Below are 17,670 nucleotides of genomic sequence, written 5' to 3'. Positions count from 1 at the left end.
CGTCCGGTTGCGATATGATCCCGCCGCCTTCACCCTCGGGGGATGACCGAGACACAGGAAGCAACCACCGAAACCCGTACCGTCGCCTCCCTCGTCGCCGGTGAAGGCGTGGAACGCGTCGAACTCACCGAGCCATGGGAGGCCGTCACCGACGCCGGCCACACCGCCGTGCTGGTGAGCACCGACGACGGGGAGGTCGGCCTCGTCGACCACCTCAGCCCCGCCGGCACCCACCCCGTGGACCGCACGACCGCCGACGCCTCCGCCGCGGAGTTCGACGTCCTGGTCCTGCCCGGCGGTGTGGCCAACCCGGACGCGCTGCGGCAGGACCAGCACGCCCTGACCCTCGTCCGCGAGATGGTCGAGGCCGGCAAGCCGGTACTCGCGATCTGCCACGCGCCGTGGGTGCTCATCGAGGCCGACGTCGTCCGCGGCCGCCGCATCACCTCGTACCCGAGCCTGCGAACCGACCTGACCAACGCGGGCGCGGAGTGGGTCGACGCCGAGCTCGTGACCGACGACGGCATCTCCACCAGCCGCAGCCCGGACGACCTCCCGGCGTTCTGCGACGCCCTCCTCGGCGCGATCCGGGGCGCAGACTAGGCGCGGGCGCAGCGAGGGGGCCTTGTCGATGATCGGCGTCTATGTCCACAACCGTGGACGGGGGCACCTGAACCGGGTGCTGCCGGTCGTCGCCGCTCTCCGGGACAGAGGGGAAGAGGTGACGATGCTGCTGGCCGGGCCGTTCGACGAGCGGACTCGGCCGGCTGGGTCCAGTGTGGTTCATCTACCTGCGACGCGAACAGAGGTGGGGCCTGACTCCGACGACATCGATCTGTCCGCCCGCCGCGCCGCCGTGACGTGGATCGACCGGACACGCCCCAGGACGGTCTGGGTGGACGGCCCACCCGCCATGTCGTTGGCCGCGCGCATGACCGGCACGCCCGTGGTGAGCACCCTGCCCCCGGGCCTGCGTGACGACGAACCGCATGTCCTGCGGTGCCGCGCTGCCGAGACACTGCTGGCGGCCTGGCCGCCGGGCGTGCACCCGGCCACCGTTGCGGGCACGCGGGGCCGGGTACGGGAGGTCGGGGGGATCTCCCGGTTCGAGGGGCGCGACCGGGAGCGGGAGCCTGGTCGTCGTCGACCCCGGGTGGTTCATCTCAACAGTGCCGGCCCGAGCGGTGACCATCGCTTCTGGCGGGCGGTGCGCTCGACAGCGCAGCGCCTCGGCGTGGCCGAGTGGCTCGAGGTGGGCGGCCCGGACGGCGTGTGGCGCGAAGATCCGTGGGACGAGCTCACCTCTGCGGACGTAGTGGTGACGTGCGCGGGACAGGCCTCTGTCGCGGACGCGGCCTGCTCCAATGTGCCCATGGTGGTGGTCCCGCGTCGTCATGAGTACGGCGAGCAGGACGCCACCGCCGGCGCCCTCGGGGCGTTCGATGGGGCGGCCGTGCTGCGCTACGGCGACGGCCCTACAGCTGTAGCGCACGCCGTGTGTGATCAGGTGGCGCGCTCCCTGGATCAGGCGTCCGGGGGGATCCGCGACAACTGGGGAGTGGACGGTGCGGCCTCGCGCGCGGCGGAGGTCATCAGGTCGACGACGACGACCACGACGAGGACCGCCGTCACGCGCTGATCGCACCGCCTCCTGAGCAGATTGGTCTATTCTCACTTTTGTCCGTGGGCGACGGTGTTTCCCCTGCTTATCGGACTGAGTGGGCCTTCAGTAGGCGTCCGTCCGCACCGGTTTTCGGTCGACAGTCCGACGAACGCTGACAGGATGACACCGTGGACAACGAGCCGGAGTTCCAGCGCCCACGGTAGGGCTTCCAGCTCGCGGAAACGGAGGCATGATGCCCAGGTACAGGAACCTCGAACCCACTGCCGACTTCTGGTCGTGGCGAGACGCCGCGGCCTGTATCGGACACGAAGACCTGTTCTACAGTCTCGAGGACGAGGTGAAGGGTGAGCGGCGGAAGAAAGAGGATGAGGCCAAAGAGGTCTGCGCCGTCTGTCCAGTGTTCGACACCTGTAGAACCTTCGCGTTGGAGACCAAGGAGCTCTACGGAGTCTGGGGTGGCCTGACCGAGGCAGAACGGCACCGGATCTCCGGCCGACACCGCACAGGGTAGGCGCTACTCACACGGCGGTTTCCTTCCTGGCGCGGTGGTGCCGCAGGGCGGTGACGAGACCGGATCGCGGACCCTCGGGGTCGTCGTAGGTCCGGGGCTCCCCGGCGAACATCCGCTCCGACCTGGTCTCGGGCGCGTCGTCTGCGGTCGCCCGCAGGAACCGGTCCGGCAGCGAGAGCCGGGCGATCGTGCGCCAGGACTGCCAGTACTGCCGGTAGAGCGGGCCCGTCGTGTACGGCAGATCCCACCGCCGGCACACGTCCTGCACCTTCTCCGACAGCTCGGCGTAGCGGTTCGAGGGCAGGGTGGGGAAGAGGTGGTGCTCGATCTGGTACGACAGGTTGCCGGACATGAAGTGCGTGAGCCGGCTGCCCGTGAAGTTCGCCGAGCCCAGCATTTGACGCAGGTACCACTGGGCCTGCGTCTCCTTGTCGAGGTCCTCGAGCGTGAACTTGTCGGCGCCGTCGGGGAAGTGGCCGCAGAAGATCACCGCGTTGGACCACAGGTTGCGGATGACGTTCGCCGTGGCGTTCGCGGAGAGGGTCGTCTTCCAGTCGTCCCCGGAGAGCATCGGCCACCACACGTAGTCCTTGCCGACCTGCCGCCGGGCCTTGCGCAGGAACTGGCCGATGCGTCGCTTCTGCTCCGGCCAGCCCGAGGAGTTGATGGTGCCCGGAGCGATCTCCAGATGCTGCACGCCCACGCCCCACTGGAAGGCGAACGCGAGTACAGCGTTCCACACGATGTTGAGCCCGAAGGCGGGGTGCCAGGGCTGATCGCGGGTCACGCGGACCACGCCGTAGCCCACGTCGTCGTCCATGCCGATGATGTTGGTGTACGTGTGATGGTGGTGGTTGTGGGTGGCCTTCCAGTGCTCGGAGGTGCCCACGATGTCCCACTCCCAGGTGGTGGAGTGGATCTCCGGATCGTTCATCCAGTCCCACTGCCCGTGCATGACGTTGTGCCCGAGCTCCATGTTCTCGATGATCTTGCCCGCCGCGAGCAGGCCGGTGCCCAGAACCCATGCGGGCCGGTGCCCGGAGAACAGCAGCACCGCGCGGCCCCCGGCGACCAGCCCGCGCTGGAGCCGGATCGTGTTGCGCACGTACCGGCGATCGTCCGCGCCCAGCGAGTCGACGACCTCTTTGCGGATCGCGTCGAGTTCGGCGCCGATCGCCTCGACGTCCTCGGCGCTGAGATGGGCGTAGTCCTTCACGTCAGATACCGCCATGGGAAAACGGTACGGTCGATAAGCAAGCATGTCGACCGTTACCCCTTGCGGCGAGTTCCGGGCGTGAGGCTCATGTGGCGTTTATGCTCCTCTCATGGCTCTGGTCGAGATCTCAGGCGTCAACAAGCACTTCGGTGACTTCCACGCCCTCAAGGACATCAACCTGTCCATCGAGGAAGGTGAGGTCGTGGTGGTGATCGGGCCTTCCGGTTCCGGTAAGTCAACGCTCTGCCGCACTATCAACCGTCTCGAGACCTTCGAGGAGGGGAGCATCACCATCGACGGGAAGCCGCTTCCCGACGAGGGCAAGGCGCTGGCCAAGCTTCGGGCGGACGTGGGCATGGTGTTCCAGTCGTTCAACCTCTTCGCGCACAAGACGATCCTCGAGAACGTCACGCTCGGGCCCGTCAAGGTCCGTAAGCAGCGCAAGGACGAGGCCGAGAAGCGGGCCAGGGAACTGCTCGCGCGGGTCGGCGTCGACCATCAGGCCGACAAGTACCCGGCCCAGCTGTCCGGCGGCCAGCAACAGCGCGTGGCGATCGCCCGGTCCCTGGCCATGGACCCGAAGGTCATGCTGTTCGACGAGCCGACCTCCGCCCTCGACCCGGAGATGATCAACGAGGTCCTGGACGTGATGACCGGACTCGCCAAATCCGGCATGACCATGGTCGTGGTCACCCACGAGATGGGCTTCGCCCGCAAGGCCGCCGACCGCGTCGTCTTCATGGCCGACGGTGAGCTGGTCGAGCAGGCCACCCCCGACGAGTTCTTCACCAACCCGCAGAGCTCGCGGGCCAAGGACTTCCTGTCCAAGATCCTCACCAATTAGACCCCCAGGGACCGCACGCGGACCCGTACGCGACTCATCCACCCACCCCACGAGGAGTAAAGATGAAATTCCGACGGATCGGTGCCGCTGCTGCGGCCGTGACTCTGGCCCTCGGCCTGGCCGCCTGTAGCTCGGACGACGGCGGCGACAAGCTGAAGATCGGCATCAAGTACGACCAGCCAGGCCTCGGCCTGAAGGAGGGCAACGACTACACGGGCTTCGACGTGGAGGTCGCACGCTACGTGGCCGAGAAGATGGGCACCTCCGCGGACGACATCCAGTGGATCCAGGCGCCGAGCGCCCAGCGCGAGACGCTGCTGGAGACCGGCCAGGTCGACATGATCGTCGCCACCTACTCCATCACCGACTCCCGCAAGGAGAAGGTCAGCTTCGCCGGCCCGTACTTCATCGCAGGTCAGGACCTCCTGGTCCGGGTCGACGACGAGTCCATCACCGGCCCGGAGTCCCTCGAGGGCAAGCGTCTGTGCTCCGTGACCGGCTCGACCTCGGCGCAGACGCTCCAGGAGCAGGTCCCGGGCGTCAACCTGCAGGAGTTCGGCACCTACTCCGAGTGTGTCTCCGCGCTGCAGTCCAACGCCGTGGACGCGGTGACCACCGATGACACGATCCTGGCCGGCTACGCTGCGCAGCCGCAGTACCAGGGCCAGCTCAAGGTCGTCGGCGCCTCCTTCACCGAGGAGCTGTATGGCATCGGCATCCAGAAGGGTGATGTCGACAAGTGCGAGCAGATCAACGAGGCCCTGACCGAGATGATCGACGACGGCAGCTGGCAGACCGCGTTCGACGAGACGCTCGGCACCGCCGGCTTCGTTCCGGGGCCGGGCAACCCGCCGGAGCCGGCCCCCTGCTCCTGATCTGATCCGGTAGTCGTCGTCTCCACGCATCCCGGCCGGTGATCCCGGCCCGGATGTGTGGAGGCCGAGGCCCTCCCTAAGGAAGGTTGACCATGGGCGATATGTTCGCCGAGTATGACGTCCTCGCGGCCGTCTGGGTCACGATCCAGCTCTCAGTGCTCGGCATCATCGGTGCGTTCATCCTGGGGACGATCGTCGCGATCCTCCGCGTCTCCCCGGTGGCGGTCCTCCGGGGCATCGGTACCTCGTACGTCAACACGTTCCGAAACCTGCCGCTGACCCTGCTGATGGTCTTCAGCATCCTGGGCCTGTCCTTCATCATGCAGCTGTCGATGTCGGACGACTTCGCCCGCAATGCCTTCTGGTGGGCTGTGATCATGCTGTCCGTCTATCACGCGGCCTACATCTGCGAGGCCCTGCGTTCGGGCATCAATACCGTGCCGGTCGGCCAGGCCGAGGCGGCCCGCTCGATCGGGTTGGGCTTCGGCCAGTCCCTGCGCGAGGTGATCCTGCCGCAGGCGTTCCGCGGGGCCATCGCCCCGCTCGGCTCGGTCGTCATCGCGCTCATCAAGAACTCGACGGTCGCGGCCGTGATCGGCGTCGGCGACTCCGCCGGACTGATGCAGATCATCACCGAGAACGAGGGCGCCAGCCTCCCGATGTTCTTCTTCTTCGCCATGGTCTTCGTGGTCCTCACCCTGCCGATCGGCCTGGGGACCACCTCCCTCTCCCGGAAGCTGGCGGTGAAGCGATGAGTACCCAGACCGTGCTGTTCGACGCCCCCGGCCCCAAGGCCCGGGTGCGGCACCGGATCCTCACCGTGATCGGCGCGCTCATCGCCATCGCGATCGCCTACTTCGTCTACCTGAAGTTCGACGAGGCCGGCCAGCTCAAGGCCTCGATGTGGGAGCCGTTCGTCATCGACCCCGAGGTCTGGACGTCCTATCTCATTCCCGGCCTCAAGGGCACGTTCACTGCCGCGGGGATCTCGATCGTCCTCGCGGTGATATTCGGCCTGCTCTTCGGCATGGGCCGGCTCTCGCCGATCGGCCCGGTGCGCTGGTTCTGCAGCGTCATCGTCGAGTTCTTCCGCGCGGTCCCGGTACTGCTGATGATGGTGTTCGCCTACTTCGGCTACTTCGCCACCTCTGACCTGGTGCCCAACGTGCACGCCCCGCTCGCCGCGGTGGTCACCGCGCTGACGCTCTACAACGGGGCCGTGATCGCCGAACTCGTGCGCTCCGGCGTGCACGGTCTGCCCAAGGGCCAGGCCGAGGCTGGGCTCGCTGTCGGACTCACACCCGGACAGGTACTCCGGTCGATCGAGCTTCCCCAGGCGCTCACCGCCATGCTCCCGGCGCTCGTCGGTCAGCTGGTCGTGGTCCTCAAGGACTCCGCGCTCGGCTACGGCATCACCTACCTGGAGCTGCTGACCTGGTCAAAGACGCTCGGGTCGGCGTACGCGAACACCGTGCCGGCGTACATCGTCGCCGGCATCCTGTTCATCATCATCAACTACTCGCTCACCAAGCTGGCCGTGTACCTCGAAGGTCGTCTCAAGATGCGGCGCGCCAGGTCCTGAGCCGGGACGCCACACAGCCACGGGACCAACACAGCGAAGGGCCCCACCGGAAACTGCTCCGGTGGGGCCCTTCGCCGTGCTGACCGTTTCAGGTCACTTCGGTGGCATCCGGATACCGCCGTCGACGCGGATGGTCTGCGCGTTCATGTACGGGTTGCCGAGCAGTTCCATGACCATGGAGGCGAGCTCGTCGCCCGAGCCGAGGCGCTTGGGGAACAGGACGCTCTCGCCCAGCTTGGCCTTGAACGCCTCCGAATCCGGGCCCTCGCCGTAGATCGGGGTGTCGATCAGTCCGGGGGCCACGGTGTTGAGGCGGATGCCGGCGGCCGACAGGTCACGAGCGACGGGCAGGGTCAGGCCCACGATGCCGCCCTTGGAAGCGGAGTAGGCGGCCTGGCCGATCTGACCGTCGAACGCGGCGACGGAGGCCATGTTGACGATGGCGCCCTTCTGCCCGTCCTCGTCGGCCTCGTTGAGGCTCATCTTGGTGGCGGCCAGACGCAGCATGTCGAAGGAGCCGATGAGGTTGATCTCGATGACCTTGCGGAACGAGTCCAGGTCGAACGCCGAGGAGTACTCGCCGTCGCGACCGATGGTGCGCTGCGCCCAGCCGATGCCGGCCGAGTTGACGAGGTAGCGCAGCGGGCCCAGCTCGAGAGCGGCCGCGACGGCCTTTTCGTTCTGGTCGGTCTTGGTCACGTCGACGGACACGAACGCGCCGCCGACCTCCTTGGCGAGGGCCTCACCCTTGTCGGCGTTCAGGTCGGCGATGACGACCTTCGCGCCCTTCGCGGCGAGCTGACGGACGACGGCGGCGCCGATGCCCGACGCGCCGCCCGTGACGATCGCACTTGCTCCAGAAATATCCATGACCGCACAGTAACAAGCAGAGTTGATCGCTACGGGGGCTACGTGTTCTTGCGGCGCGAAATCACCGTCGGGCCGGCACGCTGACGTCCCATCGGATCCCGAACCGGTCCGTGACCTGTCCGTACATATCTCCCCACGGAGCCTCCTCGAACGGCATGCCCGCCGCGCCGCCGCCCCCGACGACCTTGTCGATGAACCCGCGGGCCTCGTCGACGGAGTCGAACGTGAGCAGGAACGAGTAGACATCGCTGGACAGCGAGGGCAGATGGTCGCCGATGCTGTCGCCTCCGGCAAGCGTTATCCCGGGCGCCGTCAGCGTCGCGTGGGCCACGGCCCCGGGCGGCGGCGTGAACGGGAAGCCCTCCAGGGACGGCATCGCGTCATAGGTCTGCACCTCGAGCTCTCCGCCGAAGAGTTCCTGGTAGTACGGGAACGCCTCCCCGGCGTTACCCGGGAATGAGAGGTAGGGACTGGTGGTCAGGGCCATGACGGCACCTTTCGCTGGGTAGGGGCCAGGGGGCGTCGTGTGGCGGCGTCTCCTCCACAGGGACGCTAATCCGCGGAGCTGTCGTCGGCAACGGTTATTCAGCCTCGGTTTCGCGGCTCAGAATGGTGGCTCGTCGTCCGGCATCACCGACATCACCGGCGTCACCGGCGTCACCTGCCTCGACCGGTCCGCCAGTCGCTGTTCAGCCCGTTCGCGGCGGATCCGACGGTCCGCCCGACGCCGGTCCGCGAAGTGCGGACGGCGCCTGCGCCCCTCAGCCGCACCCTGCCCGCCGGTGCGCCCGGATTCGGCGGCGGCCATCTGGCGCCGGCTGCTGTCGGGATGCCGCGGGGCGGAGAGGTGCGCCAGGGATCCGGTCGGGCCGGTGATCACGCGGGTGCCACGGTCGGGCTCGGGGTGGTTGGGCCCGTGGAGCCACACGTACGACCCGTCGACGTCGCGGTAGTACGCCCACACGCCGTCGGTCTTGAGCCGGTGATGGGTCCGGCACAGGCAGCCCAGATCGTCACTCGTCGTGCGACCGCCCCGGGCCGGATCGTCGTGGTCGAACGGGATGATGTGGTCCAGGTCCGCATGCTCGGCCAGGGTCTGGCATCCGGGGAACACGCAGGTCCCGTCCCTTCCGCGACAGAACCGGGCCAGCGCCTCCGACGGGCGGTACCGGCCCGCGGACTCGCTGTGCGGGTCGGCGAGGTGCGCGAGCTCGTCGAGCCTGCGTCGGGCGCTGCGGTCCAGCTGATCCGCCGTGTGCCGGGTGATCGGTCCGTACCCGTAGAGGCTGAGCCCGCGATTGTCGGCGCTGCCGTCGTCGTACGCGTGGATCACCACTCGTCTCGCGGCGTCCTGCGCGGCGGGGTCGGCGGGATGTTCGCCGTCGGGATCGGGCAGGCAGGTCCAGCCGCGGCTCATCGCGAGTAGTCCGGCGGCGCGGAGCTGCCCGGCAGTGCGCGGATCATCCGGATCGGCGCTGCGCACGAGGCCTTCCAGGCGCTGGAAGATCTCGATCGCGTCCTCCGCTTTGAGCGTGGCGCTGAGCATCCCGCGGTCGTTCCCGAGCGGGACCATCTCCACGTCCACCCCCCGTCGTGCCTGTTCAGCGCGGGCGTCCGCGCCTACCGGGTCGTACTTGTTGATGGTCTTGGTCAGCATCTTCCGCAGCGGTCCGAGCCGGGGTGGGTGGGTGCGCCGTCGGGTGGGGGCGAGCCCCTCGCAGATCCGGCGGTCGATCTCGGGCATCATCTCGTCGGCGACGAGCGCGGTCTCCTCGGCGATGGTGTGCGCCGCGAGCAGCCCGATCCACCCGGTCAGCAACAGGGCCGCCGTCCGCGGCAGCCGGTCGATGAGTTCCACGGCGGTGGAGATGAGCCGCGTCGCCCCGTACCGCGACATCGACATGGACGCCCCGATCATGGTGGCCGCCGTCTCCCACGGGTCGCGGACTTCATCCCGTTCGCGCGCCGTCCGGACGCAGTCATAGGCGTAGAGCAGCGTGCCGCCCTCGGCCGCGTTGACCAGTCGTCTGGCGAGGTAGCCGCGGCGCTGCCCGGGGTCCCACCTGGCGTAGGCCTCGGGGACCAGCACATCGGCCGCCGGGCCGGTCGTGGTGGTGAAGCCGGGCGGGGTCTCGAAGTGCCCGCCGGGCAGCGGGCCGGGGAACGGGGAATCGGTGCGGGAGGAGGTCTGGGTAGCGGTCATGGCTCGACAGTATGTTCGAGGTACGACACGGTAGCGATGGTGTCGTCGTCGCCCCCGGTGTCGCCACGCGCGCTCGGTCCCCCTGACCTGCGGTGCCCTGAACATGTCGAGCAGGGCACCGCAGGTCAGGGCGGTGCGGCGACGTGGCGCGGGCGGGCTCCGCTGGCGCGGTCGGCGGGCGGTGGTTGGTGCGCGGTGGTCGGCGCGCGGCGCGGGACGGCCCTCGACTGCAGAGCCGCTCGAAACGGCCTCTGACCTGGGGTGCCCTGCAGGTATCGCGCAGGGCACCGCAGGTGGCGGCGGGGCGAGGGCGGGAGGATAGGGGCGGGGGATGACGACGACGAGGACCGCCCACCCGGGAATGTCGGACCGGCCGGATAGGTTGTCCTCGTCAGACCACGCCCGCAGGGGATGTGCAGTGGCCGATAACAGGGGCGCATTTACGCGCGGAAGGGAATGGATGTCGCGATGAGTCAGCACACCGGGAATGCCGAGACCAGGGAGTTCCAGGCGGAGACCCGACAGTTGCTGGATCTGATGATCCACTCGATCTATTCCAATCCGGACACGTTCCTGCGCGAGGTCATCTCCAACTCCTCCGACGCGCTGGACAAGTTGCGGTTGGCGGCGCTGCAGGACTCGACGCTGGGCGTGGACACGTCCGATCTACACATCGAGCTCATCCCGGACGAGCAGGCCCGCACCCTCGTGATCAGGGACAACGGCATCGGTATGTCCCGTGAGGAGGTCGTGGACCTCATCGGCACCCTCGCCAAGTCGGGTACCGGGCAGATGCGTGAGGCGCTGTCGGCCGCGCGGGCGGCGCAGGAATCGGGCGAGATCTCGGAGCAGGCCACCGCCGACCTGATCGGTCAGTTCGGCATCGGCTTCTACTCGACGTTCATGGTCGCGGACTCGGTCGCGCTGGTCACCCGCAAGGCCGGGGAGTCGACCGGCACGCGCTGGGTCTCCAGTGGCGAGGACACGTACACGATCGAGGAGGACGCGGACGCGCCCCAGGGCACGTCGGTGATCCTGCAGCTCAAGCCTGCCGGTGGGGACGCCGCGCTGCCTGATTACGCCGACGAGAACACGCTGCGGCGTGTCGTCCGGACGTACTCCGACTTCATCGCGTGGCCGATCCGGATGGAGGTGGAGCGCCCCGCGCCGGAGTCGGAGGGCGATACGGGGGACCACGACGAGGCCAACGACCCCTCGGCCGAGAACTCCATCACCGAGACCGTCACGCTGAACTCGCAGAAGGCGCTCTGGACGCGCCCCAAGTCCGAGGTCTCGGACGAGGAGTACGCGGAGTTCTACCGCCATATCTCGCACGCGTGGGACGAGCCGCTCGAGACCATCACGCTCAAGGCGGAGGGCACGTTCGAGTACCAGGCGCTGCTGTTCCTGCCCTCGCAGGTGCCGTTCGATCTGTTCTCGCCGGACGTCAAGCGGGGTGTGCAGCTCTACGTGCGTCGGGTGTTCATCATGGACGACTGTGAGGAGCTGGTTCCGCCGTTCCTGCGCTTCGTCAAGGGCATCGTCGACGCCCAGGATCTCTCGCTGAACGTCTCCCGCGAGATCCTGCAGCAGGACCGCCAGATCCGCGCGATCCGCAAGCGGCTGGTCAAGCGGGTGCTGCAGGCGATCGAGCAGGTCAAGCGGGATCGTCCCGAGGAGTTCCGGAGCTTCTGGGCGAACTTCGGCGCGGTCCTCAAGGAGGGCCTGATCGCGGATGTCGACGCGCGGGATCAGCTGCTCGCGGTCAGCACGTTCGCCTCGACGCGGCCGGCGGTCGAGAGTGCGGACGGTGCGGAGGGTGCTGCGGACGCCGAGGCGGGCACCACCATCGCCGAGTACATCTCCCGGATGGTGGACGGGCAGGAGGAGATCTACTACCTGACCGGAACGTCGCGCGCCGCGGTGGAGAGCTCCCCGCACCTGGAGGCGTTCCGCGCGCGCGGTGTCGAGGTGCTGGTCCTCACCGACCCGGTCGACGAGGTCTGGGTGGACGCGGTCGGCGAGGTCGAGGGCAAGAGGCTGCGGTCCGTGGCCAAGGGCGACGTGGACCTGTCGGGAATCGGCGCGGACACGCAGGAGGGTGAGGATCAGCCGGACGCGGCGGAGTTCACCGACCTGCTCACCTGGCTCGGTGAGGAGCTGGAGGACGAGGTCAAGCAGGTGCGGCTGTCGCACCGGCTCACCGAGTCCGCGGCCTGTATGGTGGGCGACGAATTCGACATGACCCCGCAGCTCGAGGCGATGTACCGGGCCTCCGGAATGGAGCTGCCGACGAGCAAGCGGATTCTGGAGCTCAACCCGTCGCACCCGCTGGTCGAGCGGCTGCGTCGCCAGCACGCCGAGGATCCGTCGGCGGACGGGCTCGCGGAGACGGCGCGGCTGATCTCCGGTGCGGCGGTCCTGGCGGAGGGCGGTACGCTCGCCGATCCGGCGGCGTTCGCCAAGCTGCTGGTCGACCGGATCTGACCCGGCGGGCCTGTATGAGTGGGCCCGGCTCAGTGGCTCGCGGATCGATCGAACCGGTCCGCGAGCCACATGATGGTGGCGACCTCGCCGACCCAGGCCAGGCTCACGCACCAGCCGGCCAGGATGTCGCTGGGGAAGTGCACACCCAGGTAGACGCGGGTGGCGCCGATGGCGGGGACGTAGACGGCGGAGCCTGCCATGACGGGAGCGCGCCACCTCGTCGGCCAGGCCAGAACACACGCGCAGCCGGCCAGGGCTGCGCTGGCCATGGCGTGTCCGCTGGGGAACGAGTAGCTCTTCTCCTGCACGATGTGGGGGAAGAAGGTCGGGCGCGCCCTCCGGTACATCACCTTGAGGATCGAGTTGATGACCGTCGACCCCACCAGTGAGACCGTGAGCAGCGTTGCCGGTCGGCGGCTGCCCCGGACGGCGGCGAGATAGCCGGCCGCGGACAGTGCGACCACCGGCACCGCCGTGACACCGCCGAGTTCGGTGACGGCCCGGACGATCCGGGTCCGACGCGGCGAATGTCGGCGGCGGGCCCACATCATGAGTGCGCGATCAAACGGCAGTTTTGCCTCGCCCTGGATGCGCTGGGCCAGCTCGACGAAGCCGATCACCGGCGTCGCGAATCCGGCGAACGCGAGCCCGAAGACCCGCCATGTCCCGCGGGGGAGCGGCACCTCCTGGCGATCGACGATGCTGCCGACGAGATCTCGCGCCGGGGGCAGGATCCGGCCGGGGCCGGGGCCGGGGCTGTGGGTCGTCTGGGGCGACATGAATCCACACTATGCAGCGAGTGCGGTGAACCGCCGTGGATCCTGACGGAAGGCGCGGCGGCGCGGTTACTGTTGGCGGGACGCACCGCGACCCCCAGATCCGAGAGAGGGAGGACGAATGAGCCGGACACGTGTGGAAGAAGATCTGCTCGGGACACGGGAGGTGCCGGCGGATGCCTATTACGGCGTCCACACGGTGCGGGCCGTGGAAAACTTCCCGATCGGCTCCTCGACGATCAGCGACATCCCGGATTTCGTCCGCGGGATGGTCATGGTGAAGAAGGCCGCCGCGCTGGCCAACCTCGAGATGGGCGTCCTCGACGAGAAGGTCGCGGAGGCGATCGTCGGGGCGTGCGACGAGATCCTGGTAGACGGCCGCTGCATGGACCAGTTCCCGTCCAGCGTGTTCCAGGGCGGCGCGGGCACGTCGGTCAACATGAACGCCAACGAGGTGGTCGCGAACCTGGCGCTCGAGCGGCTCGGCCACCCGAAGGGCGCGTACGAGTTCATCAGTCCGAACGACGACGTCAACCGTTCGCAGTCGACCAACGACGCCTACCCGACCGGTTTCCGGATCGCGCTGTGGCACGCGCTCGAGCGGCTGGAGCCGACGATCGTCGCGCTGCGGGAGGCCTGCTACGACAAGTCGGAGGAGTTCCGCGAGGTCCTCAAGATGGGCCGCACCCAGCTGCAGGACGCGGTCCCGATGTCGCTCGGCCAGGAGTTCGGCGGATTCGCGGTGACCCTCGACGAGGAGCTGCATGTCCTGGGTTCGGCCGCGCGGATGCTGCTGGCCGTCAACCTCGGCGCCACGGCGATCGGCACCGGGGTCAACACCCCGCCCGACTACCGCCGGTCCGTCATCAGTCATCTGCGGGCCGTGACCGGGCTGCCGGTCTCCGGGGCGATGAACCTCATCGAGGCCACCAGCGACACCGGCGACTACGTCAACGTCCACGCCGCCCTCAAGCGGACCGCTGCCAAGCTGTCCAAGATCTGCAACGACCTGCGGCTGCTGTCCTCCGGGCCGCGGGCCGGACTCAACGAGATCAACCTGCCGGAACTGCAGGCGGGATCGTCGATCATGCCGGCCAAGGTCAACCCGGTGATCCCCGAGGTGGTCAACCAGGTGTGCTTCAAGGTGATCGGCAACGACGTCACCGTCACGATGGCGGCCGAGGCGGGCCAGCTCCAGCTCAACGTGATGGAGCCGGTGATCGCCCAGGCGATGTTCGAGTCCATCTCGCTTCTCACCTCGGCCATGGAGACCCTTACCGACAAGTGCGTGCGGGGCATCACCGCGAACGTGGAGATCGCGCGCCGGAACGTCATGGACTCGATCGGGATCGTCACCTATCTCAACCCGGTCATCGGCCACCACAACGGCGACCTCGTGGGCCGCGAGTGTGCGCGGTCCGGTCGTGGCGTGCGGGACGTGGTGCTGGAAATGGGTCTGCTCTCGGAGGCGGAACTCGATGACATCCTGTCCCCGGCCAATCTCCTGCGTCCGAAGTACAAGGGCCGCATGGCGCCTCCGGGTGTCGCGCTGCCGGAGTAGCGAACGCGCGAGAATTTAGCTTCGCAACATAGTGATACTGGTCACCTGACCAGCTACCGTCTCGGTATGAGCTCTTCCACTTCACAGGTCGTCGCGGGCCGTGAGATCACGTTTCCCGTTCCCGTCGTGTCCGCCTCGATCTCCGGCGCGGCCTTCCTCGGTAAGGCCGCGGTTGCCCGCAGACTGATCGCCGGCGGCGCCCAGTCGGCGGTGCTCGACGCGGCCGGCGCCGAGCCCGTCGCCCTGCCCGGCGGTTGCACGCCGGTCGTCGTCATCCACGTCCGCTACCACGACGTCCCGGGCAACGTGCTGGGCGCGTACCACGAGGTCGGGCTGGCGTTCCAGGTCAAGGTCCCGGGCGTCGGGACGCGGGTGCACATCCACGAGCTGCCGGTCGACCAGGACTTCACGCTGGCCGCCGGCAACGAGCTGTGGGGCTTTCCCAAGTGGAAGGGCGACATGGTCGGCACGGCCGGCGGCGCGCTCGATGACGCCCGCCTCGGCGCGGTCGGCTCGGGCGGCGCCTCGGGCATCGACATCAGGCTCGACACCCGCCGCGGGATCCCGCTGCCGGGAAAACAGTCGATCGGTATGAACTGCATCCAGGTCCTCGGCGGCGAGCCCGTCCTGGTGGGAGCACAGGCCGCGGTCTCCGGCGGCCGGATCCGACCGGCAGGTGGCGCGACGATCTCGGTCGCCGCGGGTGCCGGGGACGGCGACACCCACGTCGCCCGGTTCGCCGAGGCCGTCCGCGCGCTGGGACTGACCCGCGCGCGGGCCCTGGCCACGTTCTCTTTCGATAACTTCACGGCCGAGTTCCCCGCCCCGGCGCCTGTCAGCTGATCAGCCCCACCGCCTCTTGCGCGGCGGCCTCGGCGGCCGCGCGGTCGGCCGGCGCGAGCCCCACACGGCTGCGTCGGTCGAGGATGTCGTCCACGGTCAGCGCCCCCTCGTGGGTGACGGCGTAGGAGAACTCGGCGCGCGTCACGTCGAGGCCTTCCGCGACCGGGTCGAGTGGCCGGTCCAGCAGGCTCGCCGCCACCACGGCGGCGGCCTCCTGCCCGTAGCGTTCCACCAGCGACGCGGGCAGTCGGCCGTGGGAAGTGGGCCCGCCGGCCCCGCCAACCCCATCCGCAACGGGATGCCCGGGCGCCCCGACGAGCGGCAGGTCGGCGGTGCGGCACGGCGAGGCGGGCAGTCCGGTCCGGTCGACGACGAGGTCGACCGCCTGCTCGGCCATGAGCCGGTACTCGGTGAGCTTCCCGCCGGTGATCGTGATGAGCCCGTTCTCGGACTCCAGCACGGCGTGCTCGCGGGACAGGTCGGCGGTCTCGCCGGAGCCGGACCCCGAATCGACCAGCGGTCGCAGCCCGGCGAAGGTACCCAGGACGTCGTCGCGGGTCAGGGCGGTGGCGAGCGCGCGGTTGACGACGTCGAGGAGGAAGTCGATCTCGTCGTCGGAGGACTCGGGGACGTCGGGGATCGGGCCGGGTGCGTCGACGTCGGTCAGGCCCACGTGCAGGCGCCCGAACCCGGCGGGCAGGGCGAAGCAGAACCGGTTGGTCTCGCCCGGGACGGGCACGGTCAGCGCCCCGGTCGGGTGGCCGAGGGCGGCCGCGTCGATCACCAGGTGCGTGCCCCGCGACGGGCGCACCCTCACCTCCCGAGCGGTCTCACCGGCCCACACGCCGGTCGCCGAGACGACGGCCCGGGCGGAGAGGGTGAACTCGCGGGCACCGGCGGCACCGGCGTCGTCGTCGTGGCTCGGGGCCTCGTCCCGCACGGTGACCCGGGTCCCTGACGCCTCGACCACCCGCGCCCGCGTGATGATCCGGGCCCCGTGCCCGGCGGCAGTGCGCGCGACGGCGGTGACGAGGCGGGCGTCGTCGACGAGCTGGCAGTCCCAGTTCACGTGGCCGAACCGCAGCCCCTCGCGGCGGACGCCCGGCACATAGGCGGCCACGCGCCGCGGGCCGACGATCCGCGCGCCCGGGAGGCGGTCGGCGCCGGTCCCCGCCAGACGCGAGAGCAGGGTGCCCGCCACGAACCCCAGTCCCGGCAGCACCGCGCCGAGCGGCGACGTGTCGCGGAACACCGGCACCACCTGGGCGAGCGGGCGCACCAGGTGGGGGGCAGTGCGGTCGAGGAGGATGCCGCGTTCGACGGCCGAGCGGCGCGCGATACCGACGTTGCCGGTGGCCAGATAGCGCAGCCCTCCGTGGGCGAGCTTGGACGACCAGCGGCTCGTCCCGAACGCCAGGTCGTGCGCCTCGAGCAACACCACCTCGAGCCCGCGCGAGGCGGCGTCCAGGGCGATGCCGGTGCCGGTGATGCCGCCGCCGATCACGACGAGGTCGACGGGGGTCGTGCGCTCGCGCAGGTCGGCGAGCTCGCGGGCGCGACGGGCGGCGGACAGGGCGGTGTCGGGCGTGGTGGGCGCGTTCATGGGATCAGGTACCCCCTGATGAGTCGGTGGAGCTCGGTCCGCCAGGTGACGGGGTCGAGCGGTGGGTCGGCGAGTGGTGCGGACAGGACGGCGCCCTGGACGGCCAGGTAGAGCATGGTCGCGACGGTCCCTGGGTCGCGGCCGGCCAGGCGCGGGTCGGGGGAGTGGGCGAGGACGCCGGTCAGCATCGCGATGAGGGCGTGCTGGGAGGCGCCGAGACGGCGTAGGAGGTACTCGGCGAGGAGGCCGGCCTCGTGGCGGCGCATCGCGTCGAGCAGCGGGTCCGTGCGGATCTGGTCGGCGATGCCGCACAGCTGGTCGGCGATCTCGTCGGCGTCGCGCGGGAGGGTCGGGTCGGCCAGGCCCGGTCCGACGCGCGTGACGGCCGCGGTGAGCTCGCGGGTGAGCAGGTCGGCGAACAGTGCGGTGATGTCGGGCCAGTGCCGGTAGAGGGTGGTGCGGCCGACGCCGGAGCGGCGGGCGACCTCGACCATCGTGGTGCGCTCGGTGCCGAGCTCGAGGATCGCGGCGTGGGCGGCGTCGAGCGCGCGGTCGCGGGTCGGGGTCGGGGCGGCCACCGGTCCTCCTGATAGACGGGCGAAAACGGAACAGATTGTGCTTTACTGTTCCAGTATGAGCGACTTCTCCTCGGTGGACAATCCCGACGATGCCGGC

General features: G+C 69.3%; 17 protein-coding genes. 10 read left to right on the top strand and 7 right to left on the bottom strand.

Annotated features, from left to right (window positions below; genetic code table 11):
• Positions 1–42: 42 nt before the first annotated feature.
• From ACWIE7_RS12500 to ACWIE7_RS12490, 3 genes are all read left to right on the top strand, one after another.
• Positions 43–603 (top strand): type 1 glutamine amidotransferase domain-containing protein, encoded by a 561-nt coding sequence (locus ACWIE7_RS12500; protein ID WP_454069374.1) that lies wholly within the window; start codon positions 43–45, stop codon positions 601–603.
• A gap of 28 nt (positions 604–631) precedes the next feature.
• Positions 632–1,639, top strand: a complete 1,008-nt coding sequence (locus ACWIE7_RS12495; protein WP_454069373.1) for a glycosyltransferase — start codon at positions 632–634, stop codon at positions 1,637–1,639.
• A 217-nt stretch (positions 1,640–1,856) separates the two neighbouring features.
• The gene (locus ACWIE7_RS12490; protein ID WP_454069397.1) at positions 1,857–2,135 is read left to right on the top strand and encodes a WhiB family transcriptional regulator; all 279 of its coding nucleotides are present in this window, start codon (positions 1,857–1,859) and stop codon (positions 2,133–2,135) included.
• A 7-nt stretch (positions 2,136–2,142) separates the two neighbouring features.
• Here ACWIE7_RS12490 and ACWIE7_RS12485 read toward each other — a convergent pair whose 3' ends face one another.
• A complete protein-coding gene (locus ACWIE7_RS12485; RefSeq protein WP_452100966.1) occupies positions 2,143–3,366 on the bottom strand; it encodes a fatty acid desaturase family protein in 1,224 nt (407 codons plus the stop codon).
• Between the two features lie 94 nt (positions 3,367–3,460).
• Here ACWIE7_RS12485 and ACWIE7_RS12480 point away from each other — a divergent pair, with 94 nt between their 5' ends.
• From ACWIE7_RS12480 to ACWIE7_RS12465, 4 genes are all read left to right on the top strand, one after another.
• Entirely contained in the window at positions 3,461–4,195 is a 735-nt protein-coding gene (locus ACWIE7_RS12480) for an amino acid ABC transporter ATP-binding protein (protein WP_454057172.1), read from the top strand.
• A gap of 62 nt (positions 4,196–4,257) precedes the next feature.
• Positions 4,258–5,070 (top strand): glutamate ABC transporter substrate-binding protein, encoded by an 813-nt coding sequence (locus ACWIE7_RS12475; protein ID WP_452100964.1) that lies wholly within the window; start codon positions 4,258–4,260, stop codon positions 5,068–5,070.
• A gap of 92 nt (positions 5,071–5,162) precedes the next feature.
• Positions 5,163–5,825, top strand: coding sequence for an amino acid ABC transporter permease (locus ACWIE7_RS12470; RefSeq protein ID WP_452100963.1), 663 nt, complete (start codon positions 5,163–5,165; stop codon positions 5,823–5,825).
• A complete protein-coding gene (locus tag ACWIE7_RS12465) occupies positions 5,822–6,652 on the top strand; it encodes an amino acid ABC transporter permease (RefSeq protein WP_454069372.1) in 831 nt (276 codons plus the stop codon). The genes ACWIE7_RS12470 and ACWIE7_RS12465 overlap by 4 nt, the downstream gene beginning before the upstream one ends.
• A gap of 93 nt (positions 6,653–6,745) precedes the next feature.
• Here the strand turns inward: ACWIE7_RS12465 and ACWIE7_RS12460 are convergent, their stop codons facing one another.
• The 3 genes from ACWIE7_RS12460 to ACWIE7_RS12450 all read right to left on the bottom strand — a co-directional run bounded on the left by ACWIE7_RS12460 (position 6,746) and on the right by ACWIE7_RS12450 (position 9,725).
• Positions 6,746–7,522, bottom strand: a complete 777-nt coding sequence (locus ACWIE7_RS12460; protein WP_452100961.1) for an SDR family NAD(P)-dependent oxidoreductase — start codon at positions 7,520–7,522, stop codon at positions 6,746–6,748.
• 61 nt (positions 7,523–7,583) lie between these two features.
• Positions 7,584–8,009, bottom strand: coding sequence for a VOC family protein (locus tag ACWIE7_RS12455; protein ID WP_454069371.1), 426 nt, complete (start codon positions 8,007–8,009; stop codon positions 7,584–7,586).
• Positions 8,010–8,126: 117 nt separating this feature from the next.
• Complete coding sequence (locus ACWIE7_RS12450) at positions 8,127–9,725, bottom strand: DUF222 domain-containing protein (protein ID WP_454069370.1); 1,599 nt, start codon at positions 9,723–9,725, stop codon at positions 8,127–8,129.
• A 468-nt stretch (positions 9,726–10,193) separates the two neighbouring features.
• Here ACWIE7_RS12450 and htpG point away from each other — a divergent pair, with 468 nt between their 5' ends.
• On the top strand, positions 10,194–12,212 hold the full coding sequence (htpG, locus tag ACWIE7_RS12445) for a molecular chaperone HtpG (RefSeq protein ID WP_454069369.1): 2,019 nt from the start codon (positions 10,194–10,196) through the stop codon (positions 12,210–12,212).
• Positions 12,213–12,241: 29 nt separating this feature from the next.
• Here the strand turns inward: htpG and ACWIE7_RS12440 are convergent, their stop codons facing one another.
• The gene (locus ACWIE7_RS12440) at positions 12,242–12,991 is read right to left on the bottom strand and encodes a phosphatase PAP2 family protein (RefSeq protein ID WP_454069368.1); all 750 of its coding nucleotides are present in this window, start codon (positions 12,989–12,991) and stop codon (positions 12,242–12,244) included.
• Positions 12,992–13,109: 118 nt separating this feature from the next.
• Between ACWIE7_RS12440 and aspA the strand changes: the two genes are divergently transcribed.
• Positions 13,110–14,549: an aspartate ammonia-lyase gene (gene aspA / locus ACWIE7_RS12435; RefSeq protein WP_452100955.1), complete on the top strand. Its 1,440-nt coding sequence runs from the start codon at positions 13,110–13,112 to the stop codon at positions 14,547–14,549.
• A 66-nt stretch (positions 14,550–14,615) separates the two neighbouring features.
• Positions 14,616–15,392 (top strand): acetoacetate decarboxylase family protein, encoded by a 777-nt coding sequence (locus ACWIE7_RS12430; RefSeq protein ID WP_454069367.1) that lies wholly within the window; start codon positions 14,616–14,618, stop codon positions 15,390–15,392.
• Here ACWIE7_RS12430 and ACWIE7_RS12425 read toward each other — a convergent pair.
• Both ACWIE7_RS12425 and ACWIE7_RS12420 read right to left on the bottom strand, forming a co-directional pair.
• Positions 15,385–16,995 carry a glycerol-3-phosphate dehydrogenase/oxidase gene (locus tag ACWIE7_RS12425; RefSeq protein WP_454069366.1) on the bottom strand — a complete coding sequence of 537 codons (1,611 nt, stop codon included), beginning with the start codon at positions 16,993–16,995 and terminating at the stop codon, positions 15,385–15,387. The two genes, ACWIE7_RS12430 and ACWIE7_RS12425, sit on opposite strands and share 8 nt — an antisense overlap.
• A complete protein-coding gene (locus ACWIE7_RS12420) occupies positions 16,992–17,573 on the bottom strand; it encodes a TetR/AcrR family transcriptional regulator (protein ID WP_454069365.1) in 582 nt (193 codons plus the stop codon). Before ACWIE7_RS12420 ends, ACWIE7_RS12425 begins: the two co-directional genes overlap by 4 nt.
• Positions 17,574–17,670 lie beyond the last annotated feature (97 nt).

This window comes from Dietzia sp. NPDC055343 (assembly GCF_053645265.1).
Note: the sequence above shows the minus strand (reverse complement) of the source record. Positions and strands in the feature narration are given on the sequence as shown.